Below are 18,850 nucleotides of genomic sequence, written 5' to 3'. Positions count from 1 at the left end.
CGTGAACCTTTAGAAGGCGCTCTCGCCCGTGATGGCCCGCCCCAGGATCAGGGCGTGAACGTCGTGCGCCCCCTCATAGGTGTTCACGGTTTCCAGGTTCATGGCGTGGCGCATGACGTGCAGTTCGCCGGTGATGCCGGCGCCGCCGTGCATGTCGCGGGCCTCGCGGGCCACGGCCAGGGCCTTGCCGCAGTTGTTGCGCTTCATCAGGCTGATGGCCTCGGGCACCCAGGCGCCGGTGTCGAGCAGACGGCCCAGGGCATAGGCGCCTTCGAAGCCGAGGAAGATCTCGGTCTGCATGTCGGCCAGCTTCTTCTGCACCAGTTGGCGCGACGACAGGGGACGGCCGAACAGCATGCGCTCGGCCACATAGTCGCGGCTGGCGTGGAAGCAGAACTCGGCGGCGCCCATGGCCCCCCAGGCGATGCCGAAGCGCGCCTTGTTCAGGCAGCTGAACGGCCCGCGCAGACCCTGCACGCCCGGCAGGATGTTGGCCTCCGGCACGAAGACGTCGTTCAGGCCGATATCGCCGGTGATCGAGGCGCGAAGCGACAGCTTGTCGCCGATCTTGTCCGTGGTGAAGCCGTCGAAGTCGCGCTCGACGATGAAGCCGCGGATTTTATCGTCGAGCTTGGCCCAGACGATGGCCAGGTCGCTGATCGGCGAGTTGGTGATCCAGTATTTGGCGCCGTTCAGGCGATAGCCCCCCTCGACCTTGACCGCCTTGGTCTTCATCGAGGCCGGGTCCGAGCCGCCGTCGGCCTCGGTCAGACCGAAGCAGCCGATCAGTTCGCCGGCCGCCATTTTAGGAAGGAATTTAAGTTTCTGCTCCTCCGAGCCGAAGGCGTAGATCGGGTACATGGCCAGCGACGACTGCACGCTCATGGCCGAGCGATAGCCGCTGTCGACCGCCTCAACCTCGCGCGCGATCAGGCCATAGGCCACGTGGCTGGCTTCCGAGCCGCCGTAGACTTCCGGCAGCATGGCGCCGAGGAAGCCCATCTCGCCCATCTCGCTCATGATGGCCCGATCAAAGGTCTCGTCGCGGAAGGCCTCGACCACGCGCGGCAACAGGGCCTCGCGGGCATAGGAACGCGCCGCGTCCTGGATCATCCGCTCGTCGTCGGTCAGGCGGCCGCGCAGGTCGAACGGGTCGTCCCAACGGAAGGTCTGTTGCGAAGCGTGCGAGCCGTCGGCCATCGGTGTTTCCTGCGCGAGTGTGCGGGGTTCTGTGTTCGTCACGCGCGATCTGCGGGGCGTGACGATGCGACCCCTGTTCCGGCGGCGGGTTTAGGCCAAAATGCACGTGACGGGTAGAGGGAGGCGGGGAACCGCGTTAGGCTGAAGTCATGTCGAACACGTTTTCACGTCTGTTCCGCGATCACCCGCGCGAGGTCAGCGAGACCTATCTCGAGCACATGGCCGCCTCATCGCGATTCGGCTTCAAGCTGATCCGCCTGGCCGCCTGCGCCTTCACCCACGCCGTCGTGCCGGGGGTGCACAAGAGCACGGTCTCCGACGCCATTCGCGGCATGGCCCGCGACATGGGCGGCCGCGCCGAGGAAGCCCGCGAATGCCGCATGCGCGACGCAGGCGTCTGGGACGTCGGCCTCTAGCGCCGCGTCAGTCTGCGTCCCCGGTCCGGCGATAGAAGCCGTCGATGTCCGACCCCAGGCCGCAGAACCGCGCGGCGGCGCCGCCACCCTCGACGAAGACCCCTTCCGGCCCCACGCGCACCTGGATGACCGGCGCGCTCGCCCCGATGTCGGCGGCGGTGATCGCGTTCAACTCGCCCTCGAACGGAACCAGGCGCGCGGCGATGACGTCATCCGCATCCTGCGGCCCGACCGCCTGAAGCTCGCAGTCCGCAGCGGTCGCGGCGCCGTTCGGCACGCCCCCGGCGCGGAAGGCGACGCGCCAGACCGCCCCTTCCTCGGTCAGGGCCATGCGCGCCAGCGCCGGTTCGTCGCGCTCGAACACGGCGTCGGGCGCGTCCGCCAGGGACGGTCCGGCGACAGCCAGACCCAGAGAACCGGCGACGACAATCGATATGAGACGCATGGAAAACTCGCGAAAACCTGACGGACAGACGGTTCAGCTTCTCGGCGTCGGCGTCAAGCGCTAAGCCTTGGCCATGACCCAGCTTCAAGGCCCTCTCGCCGGCGTTCGCGTCCTCGATCTTTCCCGCGTTCTGGCCGGTCCCTGGGCGACGCAGACCCTGGCCGACCTCGGCGCCGAGGTGATCAAGATCGAACGCCCCGGCGAGGGCGACGACACCCGCCACTGGGGCCCGCCCTTCACCACCACGACCGACGGGTCCAAGGGCGACGCCGCCTATTTCCTGTGCGCCAACCGGGGCAAGAAGTCGGTCGCGCTGGACATCGCGACGCCTGAGGGCGCCGAGGCCGTGCGCCGCCTGGCCGCGACCTGCGACGTGGTGGTCGAGAATTTCAAGACCGGCGGCCTGAAGAAGTACGGCCTCGACTACGCCGGCCTGTCGGCGGTCAATCCGCGCCTCGTCTACTGCTCCATCACCGGCTTCGGTCAGGACGGGCCGGACGCCCACAGGGCCGGCTACGACTACATGATCCAGGCCATGGGCGGGCTGATGTCGATCACCGGCCAGCCCGACGGCGCGCCGGGCGCCGAGCCGATGAAGGTCGGAGTGGCGGTCGTGGACCTGTTCACCGGCCTCTACGCCTCCAACGCCATCCTCGCCGCCCTGTGGCACGCCCGCGCGACCGGCGAGGGCCAGCACGTCGACATCGCCCTGTTCGACGTCCAGGCGGCCATGCTGGCCAATCAGGCGACCAACTGGTTCGTCTCCGGCAAGGCCCCGACGCGGATGGGCAACGCCCACCCCAACCTGGCCCCCTATCAGCCCTTCCCCTGTTCGGACGGCATGGTGGTCATCGCGGTGGGCAACGACGGCCAATTCCGGGCGCTGGCCAAGGCCCTGGGCGTCGAGCCCCTGGGCGTCGACCCGCGCTTTTCCACCAATGCGCTCAGGGTCCAGCACCGCGCCGAGTTGTCCCCCGCCCTGTCGGCCCTGACGGCCGGCTTCACCATGAAGGGGCTGATGGCGGCGCTGGAGGCGGCGGGCGTCCCCTGCGGCCCGGTCAACACCATCGACCAGGTCTTCGAGGAGCCTCAGGCCCTCCATCGCGGCCTGACCGTCGAACAGACGCGGGATGATCTGGCCACGCCGATCCGCACCGTCGCCTCGCCCATCCGCCTGTCCAGGACCCCCGTCCGCTACGACGCCCCGCCGCCCAAGCTGGGACAGGACACGTACGCGGTGCTGGCTTCGATCACTCGCGGTGACTGACCCCATGGTGAGAGCCTAGAAGGTCAGCACCTGCCACAGCCAGCCGATCCCGCACAGGCCAAGGATCGTGATCGCCACATAACGAATGACGGTCTTCATCGAGCCGATCGCCCCATAGACCTCGTCTTCCCGAAGCTCGCCGATCATGCCGGGCGTCGCGTCCAGCCGCCATTCTTCGGATTCTTCGCCGCCGAGATCGCCGAACTCGCCGCGACGGGCGCGGGCGATCAAGTCGCGGGCCTGAACGATCTGAAAATCGGGAGCCGTCACCCGAAGCCCGCCAAACGCCACCTGCAAATGCGCCATGTTGGTCGCGGCGTCCCGGTCGGGCACGCGGGCGTCGATCCCATGCCGCTTCAAGAGAGCCGCCGCCAGCTCCGCTTCGGGCAGAGTTGTGAAGCGCGCGACTTCAAGTCGATCCATCCTGCCGCCCTGTCGTGATCCTCGAACGCTCACGCTAACGCGGATCGCCCAATTTGAAAACGGCGAGACCCTTTCGAGCCCCGCCGTCGTCAGTCTGGGTTCGCGAAGACCTTACAGGTCCAGCAGGGCGCGCGCCGGGTCTTCCAGCAGTTCCTTGATGCGGACCAGGAAGGTCACGGCTTCCTTGCCGTCGACGATGCGGTGATCGTAGCTGAGGGCCAGGTACATCATCGGGCGGATCTTGACCTCGCCGTTGATGGCCATCGGGCGCTGCACGATGTTGTGCATGCCCAGGATGCCCGACTGCGGCGCGTTCAGGATCGGGGTCGACATCAGCGAGCCATAGGTGCCGCCGTTGGTGATGGTGAAGGTGCCGCCCTGCATCTGATCCATGGTCAGGGCGCCGTCACGGGCGGCCTTGCCCAGGGCGCCGATGCCCTTTTCGATGCCCGCCAGCGACAGGGTGTCGGCGTCGCGCAGGACCGGAACCACCAGACCCTTGTCGGTGCCGACGGCCACGCCGATGTCGTAGTGGTTCTTGTAGATGATGTCCGTGCCGTCGATCTCGGCGTTGACGGCCGGGATTTCGTGCAGGGCCTGAACCACGGCCTTGGTGAAGAAGGACATGAAGCCCAGCTTCACGCCGTGGCGCTTCTCGAACACTTCCTTGTATTGCGCGCGCAGGGCCATGACGTTGGTCATGTCCACCTCGTTGAAGGTGGTCAGCTGGGCGGCCGTGTTCTGGGATTCCTTCAGGCGACGGGCGATGGTCTGACGCAGGCGCGTCATCTTCACCCGCTCTTCGCGCGGCTGGTCGGCGCGCGGCGCGGCCGGGGCAGCGGCAGCGGCGGGCGCAGCCGGAGCGGCGGCGCCGATAGCGGCGATGGCGTCAGCCTTGGTGATGTTGCCCTTCGGACCCGAGGCCGACAGCGAGGCCGGGTTGATGTTGTTTTCCGACACCACGCGCTGGACGGCGGGCGACAGGTGGGCCGAGGCCGGCGCCTGGGCCGAGCCGGTGTTGGCGGGAGCAGCGGCGGCAGGTGCAGCCGCCGGGGTCGCAGCGGCGCCCGAGGCTGACACCGAACCGATGACCTGACCCGGCGTCACGGTCGAGCCGTTGTCGGCGATGATGGTCAGGACGCCGGCGGCGGGCGCCGAGACTTCCACCGCGACCTTGTCGGTTTCGATCTCGACCAGCAGCTCGTCCTTGGCGACCGTGTCGCCCGACTTCTTCAGCCAGGTTCCGATCGAACCTTCGGCGACGCTCTCGCCCATGGTCGGGACGGCGATCTCGACCGAGGCCGAGGCGGCGGCCGGAGCAGCCGCAGCCGCAGCCGGAGCCGGAGCCGCAGCGGCGGCGGGCGCGGCGGCCGGAGCCGAAGCGCCTTCGCTCACCGAACCCAGGACCGTGCCGGGCACCACGGTGTCGCCCTCGGCGGCGTTGATCGCCGCCAGGACGCCGTCGGCCGGGGCCACGACTTCCAGCGAAACCTTGTCGGTTTCCAGCTCGACCAGGACTTCGTCCTTGCGGACGGCGTCGCCGACCTTCTTGGTCCACTTGGCGATGGAGGCTTCGCTGACGGATTCACCGAGGGCGGGGGTGAGGATATCGGCCATGGTTCGGTCCAGTGTCTTTTTGTGTCTTGGCGTATCTATAGGTCAGGCAGGGCCGATCAGGCCATGGCCTCGGCGAGGAAGGTCTCGAGTTCCTTCAGGTGGCGGCTCATCAGGCCGGCCGCCGTGGAGGCGGAGGCCGGACGCCCGACGTAACGCGCGCGCTTGGCCTTGATATCCATCTTCTCGAGCGTCAGTTCGATCCACGGATCGACGAAGGTCCAGCCGCCCATGTTCTTGGGCTCTTCCTGACACCAGACCAGGTCGGCGTTGGGGAAGCGGGCCAGCTCGGCCGAGATCGACTTGATCGGCCACGGATAGAACTGTTCCAGACGCAGGATGTAGATGTCGTTGATCCCGGCCTTCTCGCGCGCGTCCAGCAGGTCGTAATAGACCTTGCCCGAGCAGACGATGACCTTGCGGATGTCCTTGTCGGCCTTCAGCGAGACGCCCGCCACTTCGGGACGCAACTGGGCGTCGTCGCGCAGGACGCGGTGGAAGGACGAACCTTCCGCCATGTCGGCCAGGCTCGACACCGCCTTCTTGTGACGCAGCAGCGACTTGGGCGTCATCAGGATCAGCGGCTTGCGATAATCCCGGTGCATCTGGCGACGCAGGATGTGGAAGTAGTTGGCCGGCGTCGTGCAGTTGGCGACCTGCATGTTGTTCTCGGCGCACTGTTGCAGGAAGCGCTCGAGGCGGGCCGAGGAGTGCTCGGGACCCTGGCCTTCATAGCCGTGCGGCAGCAGCATGGTCAGGCCGCTCATGCGCAGCCACTTACGTTCGCCGGAACTGATGAACTGGTCGATGACCACCTGGGCGCCGTTGACGAAGTCGCCGAACTGGCCTTCCCACAGGACCAGGGTGTTCGGGTCGGCCAGGGAGTAGCCGTATTCGAAGCCCAGCACCGCCTCTTCCGACAGGGCCGAGTCGATGACCTCGAAGTGGGCCTGGCCTTCGCTGAGGTGGTTCAGCGGGATGTAGCGCTGCTCGGTCGTCTGGTCGGTGATGCCCGAGTGACGCTGCGAGAAGGTGCCGCGCACCGAGTCCTGGCCCGACAGGCGGACGTTGTAGCCCTCCTCCAGCAACGAGGCGAAGGCCAGGCTCTCGGCCGTGGCCCAGTCGATGTTCTGGCCGCTGTCGATGGCCTCGCGACGGCCCTCCACGACACGCTTCAGCGTCTTGTGGATGTCGACGTCGTTGGGGATCTGGGTCAGGCGGTGACCATAGTCCTTGAGCTTGGCGGCCGGGACGGCGGTGTCGCCGCGTTGGGCGGCGTCGTCCGTCTTCTCGGCGCCCAGGCCCTGCCACTGGCCGTCCAGCCAGTCAGCCTTGTCGGCCTTGAAGATCTTGCCGGCCTCGAACTCGGCGTCGAGGAAGGCCTCGAAGCGGGCGACCTCGGCGTCGACCTCGGCCTGGGTCAGGACGCCCTCGGCGACCAGACGCTTGGCGTAGATCTCGCGCGTCGACGGCTGGGCGCGGATCTTCGAATACATCAGCGGCTGGGTGAAGGTGGGGTCGTCGCCTTCGTTGTGGCCGAAGCGGCGGTAGCAGAACATGTCCACCACCGCGTCCTTGTGGAACTTCTGGCGGTATTCGGTGGCCACCTTGGCGGCGAAGACGACCGCTTCGGGGTCGTCGCCGTTGACGTGGAAGATCGGGGCCTGGACCATCAGCGCCACATCCGACGGATAGGGCGACGAGCGCGAGTTGCGCGGGCTGGTGGTGAAGCCGATCTGGTTGTTGATGACGAAGTGCAGGGTGCCGCCGGTGCGGTAGCCCTTCAGCCCCATCAGGGCGAAGCATTCAGCCACCACGCCCTGACCGGCGAAGGCGGCGTCGCCGTGGATCAGCAGGGGCACGACCTTGGAGCGGTCCAGCACCCATTCATTGTCCGGCTTGCCGATATTGACCTCGGCCTCGCGGATGTCGAAGGCCTGCTTGGCGCGCGCCTTGCCCAGGACGACCGGGTTGACGATTTCCAGGTGCGACGGGTTGGCCGTCAGCGACAGGTGGACCTTCTTGCCGTCGAACTCGCGGTCCGACGAGGCGCCCATGTGATATTTGACGTCGCCCGAGCCCTCGATGTCCGAAGGCACGGTCGAACCGCCCTGGAACTCGTGGAAGATGGCCTTGTAGGGCTTGCCCATGACGGCGGCCAGGGTGTTCAGGCGGCCGCGGTGGGCCATGCCGAAGACGATCTCATCGACGCCCAGGGCGCCGCCGCGCTTGATCACCTGCTCCAGGGCCGGGACCATGGCCTCGCCGCCGTCCAGGCCGAAACGCTTGGTGCCGGGGAAGCGCTTGTGCAGGAAGCGTTCAAAGCCCTCGGCCTCGATCAGCTTGTTCAGGATGGCCAGCTTGCCTTCCTTGGTGAAGGCGTTCTGCTCGAACTTGTCGGGGCCTTCGAAACGCTGCTGCAGCCAGGCCTTCTCCTCCGGCTCGGCGATGTGCATGTACTGCACGCCGATGTTGCCGCAGTAGGTGCGCTTGAGGATCTCCAGCACCTGACGGATCGAGCCGGTCTGCAGGCCCAGGACGCCGTCCAGGAAGATCGGGCGGTCCATGTCGGCGGCGCTGAAGCCGTAGAATTCGGGGGTCAGCTCGGGGTTTTCGATCGGCTGCTCGATGCCCAGCGGGTCCAGCGTCGCCTGCAGGTGGCCGCGCACGCGGTAGCTGCGGATCAGCATCAGGGCGCGGATCGAGTCATGGGCGGCGGCGCGCACGTCGGCGGCGGTCAGGGCGCCGGAGGCGTCAGCCGCCAAATTCCCAGAAGCGGGGGCGGCCGGGCGCGGACCGGGCTTGCCGGCGGCGGCCTTGGGATCGACCTTGGGCGCCGGCCAGCGGCCGTCGAAGACGGCGGTGTCCTCGGTCGGATCGGTGGCGGCGCCACGGCCCCACGAACCGGCGGCGGCCGACTGCTTCACCAGGTCGGCGTTGTCCTTCAGCTGGTCGAAGAAGGCGCGCCATTCCCCCGGCACCGAGCCGGGGTCCGCGGCCCATTTTTCGTGCAGGTCCTCAATGAAGGCGGCGTTCGCGCCATAGAGGAAGCTGGTCTCGGCAAAGACCTGGTTCAGCTGACCTGCATCGTCCGCCATGTTTCTCTCGTCGTCCTACGTTCCAGCCGCGCGCGCACGCCTGCGCGGTGAGCGGCGCCGCTCATATAGGCCGTGTTTCCTTACTGGTCATGACCGAAGCGGGGCGGACAGGGTGGAAATTGGTCGAATCGGCAAGAAAAAACGCCCCCGGACGAATCCGGAGGCGTTTCAAAAGGTCACAGGGCGCGAAATTTCGCCCCGGAACATGGTTCGGTCGCACTCCCCCCACGGTTGAGGGTGACGCGATCAACTCGCTCAAGCAGCGAGCGACCGCGTCGCGAGCGTAGCGACCTTGCTGAAGGGCTTCTTAGCCCTTCAGCACTTCCAACAAAGTGTGGCCCAGGCGCGCCGGCGACGGCGAGACGCGGATGCCCGCGGACTCCATCGCAGCGATCTTGGATTCCGCGTCGCCCTTGCCGCCCGAAACGATGGCGCCGGCGTGGCCCATGGTGCGGCCGGCCGGAGCCGTGCGGCCCGCGATGAAGCCGGCCATCGGCTTCTTGCGGCCCTTCTTGGCTTCGTCGATCAGGAACTGAGCGGCGTCTTCTTCGGCGCCGCCGCCGATTTCACCGATCATGATGATCGACTCGGTGGCGTCGTCGGCCAGGAACATTTCCAGGACGTCGATGAACTCGGTGCCCTTGACCGGGTCGCCGCCGATGCCGACGGCCGTGGTCTGACCCAGGCCGGCGTTGGTGGTCTGGAACACGGCTTCATAGGTCAGGGTGCCCGAGCGCGAGACGACGCCGACCGAACCCTTGGAGAAGATGTTGCCCGGCATGATGCCGATCTTGCACTCGTTCGGGGTCAGGATGCCGGGGCAGTTCGGGCCCAGCAGGCGCGAGTTGGAACGGTCCAGGCGCGCCTTGACGCGCACCATGTCCAGCACCGGGATGCCTTCGGTGATGCAGGTGATGAAGGGGATCTCGGCCTCGATGGCCTCGATGATGGCGTCGGCCGCGCCTGCCGGCGGGACGTAGATGACCGTGGCGTCGGCGCCGGTGGCGTCGCGGGCCTCGGCCACCGAGGCGTAGATCGGCAGGGTTTCGCCGTGCGAGCCGGTCCAGTTGGTGCCGCCCTTGGTCGGGTGCACGCCGGCGACCATCTGGGTGCCGTGATAGGCCAGGGCCTGTTCGGTGTGGAAGCCGCCGGTCTTGCCGGTCAGGCCTTGCACGATGATCTTGGTGTCTTTGTTGACGAGAATGGACATGGGTCTGTGCTCTGAATTCTGTGTGTCAGCTGGGCGGTGGCGCGTAAGGCGTGAGCCTTAGCCGACCGCCGCGACGATCTTCTGGGCGGCGTCGTCGAGATCGTCGGCCGCCTGGATGGTCAGGCCGCTCTCGTTCAGGATCTTCTTGCCCAGCTCGGCGTTGGTGCCTTCCAGACGCACCACCAGCGGCACCTTCAGGCCCACTTCCTTGACGGCCGCGACCACGCCCTCAGCGATGACGTCGCACTTCATGATGCCGCCGAAGATGTTGACCAGGATGCCCTGGACGGCCGGGTCAGCGGTGATGATCTTGAAGGCCGCCGCGACCTTGTCCTTGCCGGCGCCGCCGCCGACGTCGCAGAAGTTGGCCGGCTCCTTGCCGTACAGCTTGATGATGTCCATGGTCGCCATGGCCAGGCCGGCGCCGTTGACCATGCAGCCGATGTTGCCGTCCAGGGCGACATAGGCCAGGTCCCATTCCGAGGCTTCGATTTCCTTGGCGTCTTCCTCGGTCTCGTCGCGCAGTTCCTTGATGTCGGGGTGACGGAACAGGGCGTTGCCGTCGAACGACACCTTGGCGTCCAGAACGCGCAGGCGGCCGTTTTCCATGACGATCAGCGGGTTCACTTCCAGCATGGCCATGTCCTTCTCGACGAAGGCCTTATACAGGGCCGGGAACAGCGACTTGCCGTCTTCACGGGCGTCGCCTTCCAGCTTCAGCGCGTCCGACAGCGCAGCGCAGTCGGCTTCGGTCACGCCGGTCGTCGGGTCGATGACGACAGTGATGATCTTCTCCGGGGTGTCGTGGGCGACGGCCTCGATGTCCATGCCGCCTTCGGTCGAGACGACGAAGGAGATGCGGCCGTAGGCGCGGTCGACCAGGATCGACAGGTAGAGCTCGCGCGAGATGTCGGCGCCGTCTTCGATGTAGAGGCGGTTGACCTGCTTGCCGGCGTCCGTGGTCTGGGCCGTCACCAGGGTGTTGCCCAGCATTTCCTTGGCGTTCTTGACCACGTCCTCGATCGAGAAGGCCAGGCGCACGCCGCCCTTGGCGTCAGCCGGCAGTTCCTTGAACTTGCCCTTGCCGCGGCCGCCGGCGTGGATCTGCGACTTCACCACATAGAGCGGGCCAGGCAGTTGCTTGGCGGCGGCTTCGGCCTGGTCGGCCGAGGTGATGGCGACGCCTTCGGCGACCGGGGCGCCGAAGGCCTTGAGAACCTGCTTGGCCTGATACTCGTGAATGTTCATGTCTGATCCGCGCCGTTGGGAGGAAGGTTGTGGAAACTTTGGTCGCGCTTATAGGCGTCGCGCCTTCGCCTGCGCAACCGCCCCCCTCCTTATGGCCGTCAGAGCCTTTTCTTATGGCCCAAGCTGGACTGGATCAGTCGACCCAGTCCTTCTTGAGCGTGCGCGAGGCGCCGAACAGCAGGGCCGACGACAGCAGGTAGAAGCCCATGCCCGTATAGATGGCCCAGCGCAGGCTCTCCTCGCCGAAGGTCGGGCGCAGCAGGTCGGACATCCAGCCGAAGTAGTAGATGCCGACGGCGATCCCCAGCAGGTTGTTGATCAGCAGGAAGAGGGCCGAGGCCGTGGTGCGCATGGCCGGGGTCCCCAGGTGCTGCACCGCCGCCGTGATCGGTCCCAGCCACGTCAGGTTCAGACCCGTCGGGATCAGGAAGATCAGGAAGGCCAGGGTCAGGGCCGCCGCCCCATTGGGATCAGCCCCCGGCATGACGGCCCCGACCAGGGCGCCCGAGTTCATGGCCAGCAGGAAGCAGGGCACCGAGATCAGAAAGGCGATGGCGGGCGTCAGCGGATAGGCGCCCTTGGATGTCTTGCCCAGGCGGTCGGCCATGACGCCGCCCAGCCAGATGCCGGCCACGCCCCCGACCATGACGATGGCCGAATAATACCAGGCGGTCTGCGACAGGGTCAGGCCGAAGCTGCGCATGAAGAAGCTGGGCAGCCAGGCGGCGACGCCGTAGCCGCACACCGAGGACGAGGCGGCGCCGAAGGCGAGCAGCCAGAAGGAGGGTTTGGGCGCCAGGGTCTTGATGACCTCGCCGAAGGGCGGGGCCTTCTGCACGACCGGCGCGGCCTGGGGCGCTTCGGCGACCGGCGCATCCAGACCGCCGCGCTTGGGGTCCTTGACCGTCAGACGCAGGATGGGCGCGACCAGGACGCCGAGGACGCCGACCACGATGAAGGCCGTGCGCCAGCCGTAGGTCGCCGCCAGCAGGCCGCCGACCAGGGTGCCCGCCGCCATGCCCAGGGGAATGCCGAAGGCATAGGCCGCCAGGGCCCGCGCGCGCTGCGACTTGGGGAAGTAGTCGGCGATCAGGGAATAGGCCGGAGCCACCCCGCCCGCCTCGCCGATGCCCACGCCCATGCGGCACAGGAACAACTGACCGAAGCTGCCCGCCATGCCGCACAGGGCGGTGAAGCCCGACCAGACGGTCAGGGCGGCGGTCATGATCCAGACCCGGCTGAACCGGTCGGCCAGCCAGGCGATGGGAATGGCCAGGGTCGAATAGAGAAGGGCGAAGGCCAGGCCGCCCAGCAGGCCGAACTGGGTGTCCGACAGACCGAACTCGGCCTTCAGCGGGGCCGCCAGGATGCCGATGATCTGACGGTCCAGGAAGTTCAGCATGTAGATGAGGATCAGGATCCCCAGCACATAATAGCGATAGCCGGGAGAGACGGCCTTCTCGACGGCCTCCTTGGGCGCTGCGGCCTCGGACGTGGTCATGGCGTGCCCCCCTCGGGCGTCTTCTGTCTTGTTGAAGCGACGGTAGCGGCGCCGCCCGGCGACGCCAAAAGAAAAAGGGCGGCGGTTCGTTCTGAACCGCCGCCCGCGATCAGATGATCAGGCGTTAGGGAGATGGCTCCCGATCAGAACTTCAGCCCCACAGTGGCCGTCACGGTTTGCGGCGCGCCGTAGTAGCCGATCAGGGAGTCGCCGAAGAGGGCGCCGGGGAAGACATAGCCGCCCACGCGATATTCTTCGTCGGACAGGTTCTTGCCGTGCAGGCCGACCGTCAGACGGTCATCGGCGGACGTCCACACCAGGCTGGCGTCGAACATCCAGAAGGCGTCCTGATCCAGCACCGGGTTGGCGGTCTCGAACAGTTGGTAGTCGCCGCGATAGGAGGCCGAGGGGATGAAGGCGATGCTCGACCCGTTGGCCATCCAGTGGGTGTAGGTCGCGCTGATCGAGCCCGTCCATTCCGGCGTGTTCTGGAAGTCGCGCTTGTCCGAAACATCGACGATGCAGCCCGGCAGGGTCGGGCAGTTGGCGTTCAGCGGTCCTGTCGGGATATAGGCCAGGAACTGGTCGAACTGGGCGTCGGTATAGCTGAGCATGCCGTTCAGGCTCAGGTTGTCGCTGACGCGCAGACGGCCCTCGAACTCCCAGCCGCGAATGCTGGACGACCCCACGTTGTCGACCACCGAGGCGACGGTGGCGCCCGCCGGATACTGGGTCGTGATCTGCTGGTCCTCATAGGAGGAGTCGTAGATGGCCGTGGCGAAGTTGAACCGGTTGTCGAACAGCGAGCCCTTCAGACCGATTTCCCAGGTCTCGACGGTCTCGGGCTCATAGCCCTTGACAGTGTCGGGATAGAGAACCGCGTCGCCACGCATGTCGAAGCCGCCCGACTTGAAGCCCTGCCCCCATGACACATAGGTCGTCAGGTCCGGGCTCAGCTTGTAGGAGACGCTCACGCGCGGGGTGAATTTCTCGAACTCGCGGGTCGCGGTGTAGTTGGTGCGCGGCGCGCCGAAGGGAACGGCGGCGCTGTTGCCGAAGCTGGGACTGCGGATGCCCAGGTACTGCTGACGGAAGACCGTGCCGGTCTTCTCGTCGTGGGTCCAGCGACCGCCGACCGACAGCGACAAGGCGTCGGTCAGATCATAGCTGAAGTCGCCGAAGATCGCATAGCTCTTGGTGTCCACCGAACCGGCGGTCAGGGTGGTCAGATTGGCCAGCCCCAGAACCGTGTCGAAGGCGCCCGAGGCCGTGGCGTCCAGATAGTAGACGCCGGCCACGCCGGACCAACGATCGCCGCCGAAGACGGCCTGGAATTCCTGGCTGAGCTGGTCGTCGTCATAGCGCGCCGGAATGTCGAGGATCGGCGCCGGCAGGTTGTCGAAGTCGATGTTGCCGCGCGTGCGGCCGTCGCGATAGGCGGTGACCGACTTCAGCGTCAGCCAGTCGTTGACGTTCCATTCGCCGGTCAGCGACAGGCCCTTGGCCTCGACGCGGTTGGCGTCGCCGGCGCCCGCGTTGGTGTCATAGACGCTGGCCGGGCTGGGGGCCAGTTCGCGGTGGCCGTGACGGGCGTTGGAATCGTCCTGAACGATGTCGCCGGCCAGGCGGAAGAAGAGGTTGTCCGTCGGCGTCCATTCGGCGCTGATGCGCGCGGCGGTCACGTCCTTGTTGTAGTGCTCGTTGCCGGTGTTCAGGTTCGTGCCGTAGCCGTCGCGCAGATAGCGGGCGACAGCGGCCGAGATTCCGAACTTCTCGTTGAAGGGCAGTTCGGCCGAGGCGACGACATCGCGCTGGTTGAAGCTGCCGTAGGAGGCGCGGATCTGGCCCTCGGGCTCATCGGCGTCGATACGCTTGGTGACGTATTTGATCGCGCCGCCGATGGTGTTGCGGCCGTAAAGCGTGCCCTGCGGCCCGCGCAGGATTTCGATGCGCTGGATGTCGAAGATGTCCAGAACCGCCGCCTGCGGACGGGCGATATAGACATCATCCATATAGAGGCCGACGCCCGGCTCGAAGCCCCACAAAGGGTCCTGCTGGCCGACGCCGCGGATGAAGGAGATCAGGGTCGAGTTGGAGCCCCGCGCCGCCTGCAGCGTCAGGCTGGGCGCCGAACGGGTCAGCTCGGTGATGTCCGCCGCGCCCTTCTGTTCCAGTTGCTCGGACGAGAAGGCCGAGACGGCGACCGGCACGTCCTTCAGGGTTTCTTCGCGGCGACGCGCGGTGACCACCACGTCGTCGATGGTCGAGGCCTGCGGCTCGGCCGAAGCCTCCTGGGCCACGGCGCTGGCCGACAGCGCGCCCCAGGCGGCGCCCGCCAGCAAGACGGTCTTCACGAGTCTGTTCATTTGGATCCCAATCCCTGTTTCCAGCCCAATCGACGCTTTTATTCAGCGTTCAATGATTTTCACGGAACGTGCCGGTCTTTCGCCGATCTGTCAAACGGCCACGCTGAAAGCCGCCGCAAATCGGCCCCGCCTGTGGCGCCGTTGCACTAAAGGTCGAACCGCGACTAGCTTGCGCCCATGAAACCTGACGACGACCTCGCCCCGACCCTGCCGCCCGTCATCGTCGCTCCGGCCCGTCGCGGCCGCCCCAAGAAGACCAAGACCACCGGCGCGGGCGAGACCCGCGACGCCATCCTGAACGCGGCCGAGGACCTCTTTTCCAAGCATGGCTTCTATGGCGTCACCATTCGCGAGGTGGCGCGCGAGGCGGGCGTGGATACGGCCCTGGTCCACTATTATTTCGGGGCCAAGAAGGACCTGTTCGACGCCGTCTTCACCCGCCGCGCCGAGGTCTGGAACGCCGAGCGCGTCGCCGCCGTCGATCGCTACGCCGAGGCCGCAGGCGACGACATGACCCTGGAAGGCCTGTTCGAGGCCTTCCTGCGCCCGCCCTTCCAGTGGTCGCTGAAGGGCGGACCGGGGTGGAAGCACTACGCCGCCCTGGTGGCCCAGACCAACGCCAACCCGGCCTTCGGCGGCGAAACCATGGCCCGCTATTTCGACCCGGCGATCCGTCGCCTGCTGGAACTGGTCAAGCGCCTCCTGCCCGAGGCCGAGGAGACCGACCTCTACTGGGCCTATCACAACCTGTCGGGGGCCCTGACCCTGACGCTGGGCGAGACCGGGCGTCTGGACCGCCTGTCCGGCGGCCTGTGCAAGTCCGGCGATCTGGACAGCGCCTGCGACTACATGGTGCGCTTCGCCGCCGCCGGCTTCCGCGCCGTCTGCGGTCCCAAGTCGACCGCCTGATGCGTCTGGCCGATCTTTCGCCCGGTTCGAGAAGGCGCGACTTCCTGCGCGGCCTCGTCGTGGCCGTGGGCGCCGGCGTCTTCCTGGCCCTCAGCGGGGCCTTCGGCTCGGCCGGCGCGCCCCTGACGCATCGCCTGGCCTACTGGATTCCCCTGATGGTGCTCGGCGGCCTGTGGGGGCACGCCTGCGGGGCCCTGGTCGGACGCTTCATCGACGTGGACGCCCGCCCCTGGCTGGCGACCGCCGCCCTGACCCTGGTCATCACCGGCCCCCTGACGGTGGCGGTCTGGGCCCTGACCGGCCTGCTGTTCGAGGGACGGCTGCGCCACGCCGACGCCCTGGTCCACTTCTTCGCCCCGGTCGCCCTGATTACCGCCGTCCTCAGCGCCCTGAACGTCTTCCTGGGTCGTGAGACCCCGGTCGAGACCCACGCCAGCGCCCCCGGCGCCGCCCCCGCCCGTTTCCTGGAGCGCCTGCCGCCCAAACTGCGCGGCGCGCGGCTGATCGCGGTCCAGGCTGAGGACCACTATCTGCGTCTGCACACGGATCGGGGCTCGGACCTGATCCTGATGCGCCTGGCCGACGCCCTCACCGAACTGGAAGGCCTGGAAGGCGCCCAGACCCACCGCAGCTGGTGGGTGGCCCGTGACGCCGTCGCGGCCGTCGCCCGCGGCGACGGCCGCGCCGCCCTGACGCTGGACGGCGACCTCACCGCCCCCGTCAGCCGCCGCTACGCCAAGGCCTTGCGCGAGGCGGGGTGGTGGTGAAACCTTTCATCTACATCGCCGCAATCGGGTGCATCTTGGCCTTCTTGCTCGCAAAAAGAATGATCCGGCCTCAAAGGCGGCTTCAGATCGGCATGCCGCTGCTCGTTGCTGGGTGGGCGGGATTGATCACAAGCCGGTGGCTTCCCGATTCCGGGTTCACCCTAGTAGCAGCCGAGTCAGCGTCGATAGTGGGCATAGTCGTCGCCTTGGCCTTCCTTGTCTCGGCATTCTTCGACTGGCTCGGCCCCACACGCCCCAAACACCAGCAACGACGCTTTCCGCCTTTCAAGCTCTGAACCAGCAAGCGTCGATCACGCGGTCACACCCAGTTCCCATGAAACGCCGCCGGCAGGGCCACGTCGGCGCGCCAGGTGGCGACGGGGCCGTCCTCGACGTGCATCAGGTCCAGCACGTGCAGTTCGCTGACCCCCGCCTTCAGGTTGATGGTGGGACCGACCAGCCAGGCGTCGGCCTCGTGCACGCCGCCGGGCTTGGGCACATAGACCATCTCGTCGGTCACATGGCCGGGGCCGAAGTCGAAGGACCGCGTGCGGCCTGAGGCCCAGTCCGTCACCCCCACCGCCGAGGCCAGGGGCCGGTCGGCGCGCTCGCCCGTCGTGTGCAGGCTGAAACGACGGGCCAGACCGGCGCAGCGCGGATCGCTGCGCGGGAACTCGCCCACCACCCCGGTCCGCTCCAGCCGCCCGCGCCCGTTCGGCTCCAGCACCACCATGGCCAGTTCGGCCGGATCATGACCCAGGGGCACGCCGTTCAGCACCTCATGGGCGCCGCGCGCGGCGAAATTCATGTCCTTGTGGGCGCACAGGTCGAGGCGGATCGTGCCGTCCGCCTCCTCCCAGGCGTCGCCTGCGTGGAAGAAGCCGAAGGGCGGCAGCTCATAGATCCGACGCTGCGTTAGGTCGGCCTTGTCGATCACCAGAATCCGCGTCCCCGCCTGCGGCGTCCACTCGAAGGCCGCCGACAGGGGCATGATGTTGCGCGAATGGACCCAGGGCTGCAGCACGATGACCAGATGCCGGGCCGTGGCGCTGAAGTCGTGGATATAGCTGGCGCGCGGCAGGGCGATGACCTCGGCGTCCTCCAGCGTCCCATCCGCCGCCAGGCGCCAGACCATGGCCTGCCTGCCGTTGATCCCCAGGTTCCAGATGCGGCCGTCCGGCTCGATGCGCGGATGGGCCAGGAAAGGCATGTTCTTGAGGTCCGGACGCAAGGTCACGAAGTCCTCGGTCGCCAGGGTCTCGGGGTCCATGGCCAGGGGCGAGCCCGCCTCCCACAGGGCCCACAGCTTGCCGCCGACCTTGTGCACCGAGGTATTGGCCGGGCTGGCGTCGTCGGCCGAGCCGATGCGGGCGCGCGGATCGGCGACCGTGCCGAAGCCCGGCATCAGCATGGCCCCGACCTCGGCCTCCTGACGCCGCTTGGGCGTGTCAGCGAAGCGGGCGGCCAGGCTGGCTTGACCGTCCTCGATGCGCCAGCGGCGGATCAGGCCGTCGCCGTCGAACCAGTGCTGGGCTGAGCCGCCGGGCCTGCGGAACTTGGCCGGGCCGTTGCGATAGAGACTGCCCGACAGGCCGGCGGGCGCCCGGCCGTGGATCAGCGTCAAGGCGCGCGGGGCCACGTCGCCCTCGACGTCGGCGGTGGCCAGGGCCCAGTCGGCGGTCGCGCTCATCGCCTGCGCCGCATAGGCCCGGTCAGGGGTCAGAACGCGAGCGGCTGCCAGCGCGGCGGCGCCCATGAACAGGGTGCGACGGGTCGGGGTCATGGCGGTCTCTCCGGGCATCAAGGCTTAGCGGATGCGGATGGTCTGGGCCGTGGCGCCCGAGACTTCAAAATGGGCGCGGTCCCACTGGGCCGGCCCCATGTTGCCGACCGCATTATTGGAGAAGGCGTAGGGCTCGGTCGGCATGCCGAACGGATTGACGTCCATCTTGCCGTTGCCGTTGACGTCGTGAACGGCCTTCATGCCATAGGTCCCGGCGGGCAGGTCGAACACCGCCTCGCGCTGGCCCGCCGCCACGTCGACCTGGGCCACGCGCGCCGGCGCCCCGCCCTCATAGGCGGCCTCGCTGTCATAGAGGGCGACCAGGACCGCGCCGGTTTCGGCGCCCGTCTCGAAGGTCAGGGTCAGTCGGTTTTCGGTCTGAGCAAAAGCCGGAGCGGCGAAGGCCAGGGCGGCGGCGACGGCGGCGAGGGTGCGGATCATGGCGGGTCCTTTCGGGGACGGCTGAAGAAGTCGCCGCCTTCCTCCCTCGCCCCGCCGACCCTCGCCAGCGGCCTTGCGTCCCTGACCGCCGCGCCTTCGCCAACAACCACCGCCGACCGTTGGCGAAGCGCCAGTGAACACCTGCCGCCCCACCCTGCGTCA

15 protein-coding genes are annotated in these 18,850 nt (G+C 67.5%); 4 read left to right on the top strand and 11 right to left on the bottom strand.

Annotation, left to right across the window (positions count from 1 at the left end; translation table 11 throughout):
• Window positions 1–9: 9 nt before the first annotated feature.
• The gene (locus ACR9FL_RS17935) at window positions 10–1,200 is read right to left on the bottom strand and encodes an acyl-CoA dehydrogenase (RefSeq protein WP_296175935.1); all 1,191 of its coding nucleotides are present in this window, start codon (window positions 1,198–1,200) and stop codon (window positions 10–12) included.
• Between the two features lie 149 nt (window positions 1,201–1,349).
• On the opposite strand from ACR9FL_RS17935, the gene ACR9FL_RS17930 reads away from it, so the two are divergent.
• Window positions 1,350–1,616 (top strand): DUF6356 family protein, encoded by a 267-nt coding sequence (locus ACR9FL_RS17930; protein ID WP_105562790.1) that lies wholly within the window; start codon window positions 1,350–1,352, stop codon window positions 1,614–1,616.
• Window positions 1,617–1,623: 7 nt separating this feature from the next.
• Here the strand turns inward: ACR9FL_RS17930 and ACR9FL_RS17925 are convergent, their stop codons facing one another.
• Entirely contained in the window at window positions 1,624–2,061 is a 438-nt protein-coding gene (locus tag ACR9FL_RS17925) for a hypothetical protein (protein WP_436356614.1), read from the bottom strand.
• A 73-nt stretch (window positions 2,062–2,134) separates the two neighbouring features.
• On the opposite strand from ACR9FL_RS17925, the gene ACR9FL_RS17920 reads away from it, so the two are divergent.
• Window positions 2,135–3,328 (top strand): CaiB/BaiF CoA transferase family protein, encoded by a 1,194-nt coding sequence (locus ACR9FL_RS17920; protein WP_436356613.1) that lies wholly within the window; start codon window positions 2,135–2,137, stop codon window positions 3,326–3,328.
• Between the two features lie 15 nt (window positions 3,329–3,343).
• Here ACR9FL_RS17920 and ACR9FL_RS17915 read toward each other — a convergent pair whose 3' ends face one another.
• The 7 genes from ACR9FL_RS17915 to ACR9FL_RS17885 all read right to left on the bottom strand — a co-directional run bounded on the left by ACR9FL_RS17915 (window position 3,344) and on the right by ACR9FL_RS17885 (window position 14,788).
• Window positions 3,344–3,751, bottom strand: coding sequence for a hypothetical protein (locus ACR9FL_RS17915; RefSeq protein ID WP_436356612.1), 408 nt, complete (start codon window positions 3,749–3,751; stop codon window positions 3,344–3,346).
• A 111-nt stretch (window positions 3,752–3,862) separates the two neighbouring features.
• A complete protein-coding gene (odhB, locus tag ACR9FL_RS17910) occupies window positions 3,863–5,368 on the bottom strand; it encodes a 2-oxoglutarate dehydrogenase complex dihydrolipoyllysine-residue succinyltransferase (RefSeq protein WP_436356611.1) in 1,506 nt (501 codons plus the stop codon).
• Between the two features lie 56 nt (window positions 5,369–5,424).
• Window positions 5,425–8,463 (bottom strand): 2-oxoglutarate dehydrogenase E1 component, encoded by a 3,039-nt coding sequence (locus ACR9FL_RS17905; RefSeq protein ID WP_296175942.1) that lies wholly within the window; start codon window positions 8,461–8,463, stop codon window positions 5,425–5,427.
• 307 nt (window positions 8,464–8,770) lie between these two features.
• On the bottom strand, window positions 8,771–9,673 hold the full coding sequence (gene sucD, locus ACR9FL_RS17900) for a succinate--CoA ligase subunit alpha (protein WP_292032381.1): 903 nt from the start codon (window positions 9,671–9,673) through the stop codon (window positions 8,771–8,773).
• 57 nt (window positions 9,674–9,730) lie between these two features.
• Window positions 9,731–10,921 (bottom strand): ADP-forming succinate--CoA ligase subunit beta, encoded by a 1,191-nt coding sequence (gene sucC, locus ACR9FL_RS17895; protein WP_436356610.1) that lies wholly within the window; start codon window positions 10,919–10,921, stop codon window positions 9,731–9,733.
• 133 nt (window positions 10,922–11,054) lie between these two features.
• A complete protein-coding gene (locus ACR9FL_RS17890; protein WP_436356609.1) occupies window positions 11,055–12,422 on the bottom strand; it encodes a spinster family MFS transporter in 1,368 nt (455 codons plus the stop codon).
• 143 nt (window positions 12,423–12,565) lie between these two features.
• Window positions 12,566–14,788, bottom strand: coding sequence for a TonB-dependent receptor (locus ACR9FL_RS17885; protein ID WP_296176843.1), 2,223 nt, complete (start codon window positions 14,786–14,788; stop codon window positions 12,566–12,568).
• A gap of 177 nt (window positions 14,789–14,965) precedes the next feature.
• Between ACR9FL_RS17885 and ACR9FL_RS17880 the strand changes: the two genes are divergently transcribed.
• Together ACR9FL_RS17880 and ACR9FL_RS17875 are read left to right on the top strand one after the other, a co-directional pair.
• Window positions 14,966–15,697: a TetR/AcrR family transcriptional regulator gene (locus tag ACR9FL_RS17880; protein ID WP_296176844.1), complete on the top strand. Its 732-nt coding sequence runs from the start codon at window positions 14,966–14,968 to the stop codon at window positions 15,695–15,697.
• Window positions 15,697–16,464, top strand: a complete 768-nt coding sequence (locus ACR9FL_RS17875) for a LytTR family DNA-binding domain-containing protein (RefSeq protein ID WP_436356608.1) — start codon at window positions 15,697–15,699, stop codon at window positions 16,462–16,464. The genes ACR9FL_RS17880 and ACR9FL_RS17875 overlap by 1 nt, the downstream gene beginning before the upstream one ends.
• Before the next feature lie 319 nt (window positions 16,465–16,783).
• On the opposite strand, the gene ACR9FL_RS17870 is transcribed toward ACR9FL_RS17875, so the two are convergent.
• Both ACR9FL_RS17870 and ACR9FL_RS17865 read right to left on the bottom strand, forming a co-directional pair.
• Window positions 16,784–18,247, bottom strand: coding sequence for a carotenoid oxygenase family protein (locus tag ACR9FL_RS17870; protein WP_436356607.1), 1,464 nt, complete (start codon window positions 18,245–18,247; stop codon window positions 16,784–16,786).
• A 24-nt stretch (window positions 18,248–18,271) separates the two neighbouring features.
• Window positions 18,272–18,688, bottom strand: a complete 417-nt coding sequence (locus ACR9FL_RS17865; RefSeq protein WP_436356606.1) for a DUF2141 domain-containing protein — start codon at window positions 18,686–18,688, stop codon at window positions 18,272–18,274.
• Window positions 18,689–18,850: the final 162 nt, after the last annotated feature.

This window comes from Brevundimonas sp. CEF1, assembly GCF_051353055.1.
GTDB lineage: Bacteria > Pseudomonadota > Alphaproteobacteria > Caulobacterales > Caulobacteraceae > Brevundimonas.
This window is presented reverse-complemented; position numbering and strand designations above follow the sequence as displayed.

What these genes read in the sequence shown, in the direction of transcription:
- ACR9FL_RS17935 (WP_296175935.1), bottom strand. Translation starts at nt 1,200, where the DNA reads ATGGCCGACGGCTCGCACGCTTCGCAACAGACCTTCCGTTGGGACGAC.
- ACR9FL_RS17930 (WP_105562790.1), top strand. Translation starts at nt 1,350, where the DNA reads ATGTCGAACACGTTTTCACGTCTGTTCCGCGATCACCCGCGCGAGGTC.
- ACR9FL_RS17925 (WP_436356614.1), bottom strand. Translation starts at nt 2,061, where the DNA reads ATGCGTCTCATATCGATTGTCGTCGCCGGTTCTCTGGGTCTGGCTGTC.
- ACR9FL_RS17920 (WP_436356613.1), top strand. Translation starts at nt 2,135, where the DNA reads ATGACCCAGCTTCAAGGCCCTCTCGCCGGCGTTCGCGTCCTCGATCTT.
- ACR9FL_RS17915 (WP_436356612.1), bottom strand. Translation starts at nt 3,751, where the DNA reads ATGGATCGACTTGAAGTCGCGCGCTTCACAACTCTGCCCGAAGCGGAG.
- odhB (WP_436356611.1), bottom strand. Translation starts at nt 5,368, where the DNA reads ATGGCCGATATCCTCACCCCCGCCCTCGGTGAATCCGTCAGCGAAGCC.
- ACR9FL_RS17905 (WP_296175942.1), bottom strand. Translation starts at nt 8,463, where the DNA reads ATGGCGGACGATGCAGGTCAGCTGAACCAGGTCTTTGCCGAGACCAGC.
- sucD (WP_292032381.1), bottom strand. Translation starts at nt 9,673, where the DNA reads ATGTCCATTCTCGTCAACAAAGACACCAAGATCATCGTGCAAGGCCTG.
- sucC (WP_436356610.1), bottom strand. Translation starts at nt 10,921, where the DNA reads ATGAACATTCACGAGTATCAGGCCAAGCAGGTTCTCAAGGCCTTCGGC.
- ACR9FL_RS17890 (WP_436356609.1), bottom strand. Translation starts at nt 12,422, where the DNA reads ATGACCACGTCCGAGGCCGCAGCGCCCAAGGAGGCCGTCGAGAAGGCC.
- ACR9FL_RS17885 (WP_296176843.1), bottom strand. Translation starts at nt 14,788, where the DNA reads ATGAACAGACTCGTGAAGACCGTCTTGCTGGCGGGCGCCGCCTGGGGC.
- ACR9FL_RS17880 (WP_296176844.1), top strand. Translation starts at nt 14,966, where the DNA reads ATGAAACCTGACGACGACCTCGCCCCGACCCTGCCGCCCGTCATCGTC.
- ACR9FL_RS17875 (WP_436356608.1), top strand. Translation starts at nt 15,697, where the DNA reads ATGCGTCTGGCCGATCTTTCGCCCGGTTCGAGAAGGCGCGACTTCCTG.
- ACR9FL_RS17870 (WP_436356607.1), bottom strand. Translation starts at nt 18,247, where the DNA reads ATGACCCCGACCCGTCGCACCCTGTTCATGGGCGCCGCCGCGCTGGCA.
- ACR9FL_RS17865 (WP_436356606.1), bottom strand. Translation starts at nt 18,688, where the DNA reads ATGATCCGCACCCTCGCCGCCGTCGCCGCCGCCCTGGCCTTCGCCGCT.